Source organism: Spirillospora sp. NPDC049652 (assembly GCF_040675125.1).
Classification (GTDB): Bacteria; Actinomycetota; Actinomycetes; order Streptosporangiales; family Streptosporangiaceae; genus Spirillospora.
Map to the genome: position 1 here is coordinate 1 of NZ_JBFAOF010000667.1, position 4,127 is coordinate 4,127.

Below are 4,127 nucleotides of genomic sequence, written 5' to 3' on the forward strand. Positions count from 1 at the left end.
GGGCGGGCGCGGATCGGGCGGGCGCGGATCAGGCGGGCATGGAGAAGTCGACCGTGGAGACGCTCTCGCGCCTGCCCGCCACCTGCTGGAACTGCTGGAGGCCGACCAGCAGCGCCGCGCGCGCCGAGGGGTCCATCGCGGCCAGCACCTCCTTCAGGTCACGCCGCCGGGCCTCCCGAAGGCCCTCCAGCAGGCGGGCCCCTTCCGGGGTCAGCCGCAGCGTGATGGCTCGGCGGTCGGGGCCGGGTGTCCGCTCCAGCAGGCCGGTGGACTCCAGCCGGGCGCACAGCCTGCTGGCCGACGACAACAGCGCGCCGATCTCCTCGGCGACGCCGGTAACGTTGACGGTGCCGTGCCGCTCTACCACGAAGAGAACGCGTAGCTGCGTCGCCGGTATCGGCGCGTCGAGATGACGCGCCGCCCATACCGATGCCAAGGCACCGGCCGGACCGTCCAGCATCGCGACGAACTGCTCCAGATCGTCCAGGAGCAGGGGAACGCGATCCGGTGTGGCCATGGCTCAACTGTTACACATCCTCGCGGGCCGCAAGGCCCCCTGACGACGCATGTCTTGGCCGGGCCGAGCGGCGCCAACGAAGGCGGCACCATGATCGACGAACGTCTCGCCGCCCTGGAGCGCGCGCTGTGGCAGGCGCCCCCGCACGCCGTCGCGGACGCGGCCATGGCCGCCGTCACGGCTGCCTTCGAGGCCCAGGCCACCGAGCTCTGGCTGGTCGACTACCAGGTCGCCTACCTTGTCCCGGCCGGGACCGGCGGTGAACCGCTGCGCATCGAGCAGACCCTGCCCGGCCGCGCCTTCGCCTCCCAGCAGACGGTCCGGGAACCGCTCACCGCGGTGCCCGGCCAGGCTCCCGACGCCGCCACTCCCGTCCGCCTGCACCTGCCCCTGACCGTCTACGGCGACCGGCTGGGCGTGCTGTCGGTCGAGTTCGGCCAGGCTCCCACCCCCGAGCAGAGCGAGGGACTGGCGGGCGCGGCGATCGTGCTGGCCCGGGCCCTGGCGGTCGCCGACAGCCGCACCGACACCTACCGGCGCATCCGCCGCCGCGCGCGGCTGACGCTGGCCGCTGAGATCCAGTGGGACCTGCTGCCGGGCCGGGCCTGCGTCGCCGACGAGTACAGCATGGCCGGCCAGCTCGAACCGGCCTACGCGGTCTGGGGCGACAACTTCGACTGGTCGGCGGCCCCCGACCACCTGACCGTGACCGTCACCAACGGCATGGGCCAGGGCATCGAGGCGGCCCTGCTCACCCAGCTCACCATCAGCGCACTGCGCAACGCCCGCCGGGCCGGGGCCGACCTGATCGAACAGGCCATGCTCGCCAACGAGGCGATCTACGCCCAGCACCGCGGCGACCGGCACGTCGGCACCCTGCTGCTGCGCTTCGACCTGGAGACCGGCCGCGTCCGCGCGATCGACGCCGGATCGCCCAAGGTCTACCGGCTGCGCCGCGGCGCGGTCACCCCCATCGAGCTGGAGCCGCAGCTGCCGCTCGGGATGTTCAACGACTCCGACTACCTCGAGCAGGACTTCGAGCTCGCGCCCGGCGACCGGATGATCATCGTCAGCGACGGCGTGCACAACTTCATGACGCCGACCGGGGAGATCTACGGCACCTTCATCCTGCCGCACGCCTTCGGCCAGACCCGGCTGCAGAACCCGCCGGAGGTCGTGCGGACGCTGATGCGCGAGGTGCTCAACTACAACACCGACACCGGGCTCGCCGACGACGCCGTCATCGTGTGCCTGGACTGGACCGGCCGCCCCCTGAGCCCGCAGACCGTCCAACCCCGGCTCCCCGGCGGCGACAACCCGGAGTCCCACCCGTGAACGGCCGCCCGGTCCAGCGTCCGTCCCGCCCACGATCCGGTGCCGTCCACCCTTGCCCCGTTTCGCGTGCCGCCCCGTGTCGCCCGCCATCACGCCCTACCGAAACCACCGAGCAACCATGGCGCACCATGTTCCGCTACCCGTCGATGGACGGTTTTGCTCCAGGAGTTGAGGCTCATAAAGCTCAGCGTGCGCGGGATGCTGGCGAGCTGCTCTGAATTCTTGGCTCAGCTCGACTTCAGCCGGGCCAAGCGCGAGACCTCCAACCACCTGGTCGAACTCCTGCGGGCAATGAGCGCCGCTACCTTGACGTGACGGTTGCGTTGATGGCCCGACATCTCGTCCATGCGACCGCGGTCAGGCTGGGAGGGAGCTTAGCCAGATGGTCAGGAGGTGGTTGACCTCCTCGGGGCGCTCCTGCTGGATCCAGTGGCCGCAGCCGTCCAGGAGATGCGAGGACACCAGGCCGGGAAGCGTGGTCGGGTAGGCGTCGATCGCGTCCGCCAGCCAGGTCGTGGACGCGTCCAGGCTCCCGCCGATGAACAGGGACGGTTGCTGGAGAGCGGCGCCGCTGAAAGGGGCGAGGTCCTCCCAGTCACGGTCCATGTTGCGGTAGCGGTTGAGTGCCCCGGTCATGCCGGTGCGTTCGAATTCTCCGGCGTACACGTCGAGGTCGCTCTCGGTCAGCCAGGCGGGCGGTCGACCACCGGGGAAGCGGTCGCGCAGCCGTCCGCCGTCGCGGTTCACGAAGTGCGGGTCGGGTCCGTCCTGCGACGGCATGGTGTCGGCCGACAGGGCGGCGAAGAAGCCGGCGAGCCAGCCTCGCACGTCGGGTTCCACCTCGGTCTCTGCGCGGCCGGGCTCCTGGAAGTAGGAGACATAGAACTCCTCCGCGCCCGTCATCTGAGCGAAGACCTCGGTGGGACAGGGGCCGCCCGGCGGGACGTAGGGGACGCTCAGCAGCCCGACCGCGCGAAAGACCTCAGGATGCAGCAGCGCCGAGGCCGCCGCGATGTTGGCTCCCCAGTCGTGTCCGACGATCACCGCCGTCTCCTCACCCAGGGCGCCCACCAGGGCGACGTTGTCCTCCACCAGGGCGAACATCCGGTAGTCCTCCGTCGCGGACGGCTTGGACGAGCGGCCGTAGCCGCGAACGTCGAGTGCGACCGCCCGGTATCCCGCCGCCGCGAGGGCCGGCAGTTGGTGGCGCCAGGAGTACCAGGATTCGGGGAAGCCGTGGACGAGCAGGACCAGCGGCCCGGTGCCCTGCTCGACCAGGTGCAGCCGCCCCGCGGGCCCCTCGACAGTGCGATGGCGCAGGTCGGCAGATGGCATGGGTGCGTGCATGGCCTCTCCTCAGTCTCCCGGTGGTGACGGCTACGCCCCGATCATGCGGCACGGCGGCCGACCAGCGCGAAATTCCTTGCCAATCAGGCAAACTTGCAGGACAGGGCGACGAAATGCGGCACGACCGGAGAGGGGCGAGGCGACGATGGCGGATGATGACGTGGCCGCCCTGCTGGCGTCCGTGGGCCCTCGTTTGAGGGCCGTACGTGAGCGGAACGGCGCCACGCTCAGCGCCGTGAGTCGCGCGACCGGCATCTCCCTCAGCACGCTGTCGAGGATCGAGAACGGCCTGCGCAAGCCGACTCTTGAGGTGCTGCTGCACCTGGCGGATGCATATGACGCCTCACTGGACGAGCTGGTCGGCACCGCGTCTGCCGCGCGGACGAGACCGCGAAGCGCTCCGCCGCATCCTGGGGACGGCAAGACGGTGCTGCCGCTGACCAGGTATGTCGGGGGACTGCACGTCCACAAGCACGTCCTCCCAGCCGTCGAGGAGACGCCGCTGCGGCCACGGCTGGCCTCTCACGACGGGTACGAATGGCTGTGCGTGCTGTACGGACGACTGTGGCTGGCGCTCGGCGAACACGACCTGCTGCTCACCGCGGGCGAGGTCACCGAGTTCGACACCCACATCCCTCACGGAGTCGCGAACGCCGGGCCTCACGGACCGGTCGAATACCTGATCATGTTCGGCCCGCAGGGGGAACGACCGCGCCCCCACCCGGTCACCGGTCGCGACTAGCTAGTCCTCCTCAACCCCACCGCGACCGCCGTGGCCGACCCGGCCCCCGGCCCGGACGGCGCCGCCGCGCAGGAGGCGGGCCGCGCGGAAATGGTGCCGTCGGGCGGGACGCGCGTCCCGGTCGAGGTCGTCGACGCTGAGATCGTCCAGGAACCGCGGATGCGGCGGGTGCTGGCGGCCACCGCC

Annotated in this window: 4 protein-coding genes; 2 read left to right on the forward strand and 2 right to left on the reverse strand. The window is 71.0% G+C overall.

The features are described from left to right. Positions 1–28 precede the first annotated feature (28 nt). Positions 29–517, reverse strand: coding sequence for a MarR family winged helix-turn-helix transcriptional regulator (locus AB0J52_RS30210; RefSeq protein ID WP_500186046.1), 489 nt, complete (start codon positions 515–517; stop codon positions 29–31). Between the two features lie 90 nt (positions 518–607). Between AB0J52_RS30210 and AB0J52_RS30215 the strand changes: the two genes are divergently transcribed. Then, entirely contained in the window at positions 608–1,852 is a 1,245-nt protein-coding gene (locus tag AB0J52_RS30215; protein ID WP_500186048.1) for a PP2C family protein-serine/threonine phosphatase, read from the forward strand. A 357-nt stretch (positions 1,853–2,209) separates the two neighbouring features. Here AB0J52_RS30215 and AB0J52_RS30220 read toward each other — a convergent pair whose 3' ends face one another. Further along, on the reverse strand, positions 2,210–3,199 hold the full coding sequence (locus AB0J52_RS30220; RefSeq protein WP_500186050.1) for an alpha/beta fold hydrolase: 990 nt from the start codon (positions 3,197–3,199) through the stop codon (positions 2,210–2,212). A gap of 145 nt (positions 3,200–3,344) precedes the next feature. On the opposite strand from AB0J52_RS30220, the gene AB0J52_RS30225 reads away from it, so the two are divergent. Then, positions 3,345–3,941 carry a helix-turn-helix domain-containing protein gene (locus AB0J52_RS30225; RefSeq protein ID WP_500186051.1) on the forward strand — a complete coding sequence of 199 codons (597 nt, stop codon included), beginning with the start codon at positions 3,345–3,347 and terminating at the stop codon, positions 3,939–3,941. The last annotated feature ends 186 nt before the right edge of the window (positions 3,942–4,127 follow it).

What these genes read in the sequence shown, in the direction of transcription:
- AB0J52_RS30210 (WP_500186046.1), bottom strand. Translation starts at nt 517, where the DNA reads ATGGCCACACCGGATCGCGTTCCCCTGCTCCTGGACGATCTGGAGCAG.
- AB0J52_RS30215 (WP_500186048.1), top strand. Translation starts at nt 608, where the DNA reads ATGATCGACGAACGTCTCGCCGCCCTGGAGCGCGCGCTGTGGCAGGCG.
- AB0J52_RS30220 (WP_500186050.1), bottom strand. Translation starts at nt 3,199, where the DNA reads ATGCACGCACCCATGCCATCTGCCGACCTGCGCCATCGCACTGTCGAG.
- AB0J52_RS30225 (WP_500186051.1), top strand. Translation starts at nt 3,345, where the DNA reads ATGGCGGATGATGACGTGGCCGCCCTGCTGGCGTCCGTGGGCCCTCGT.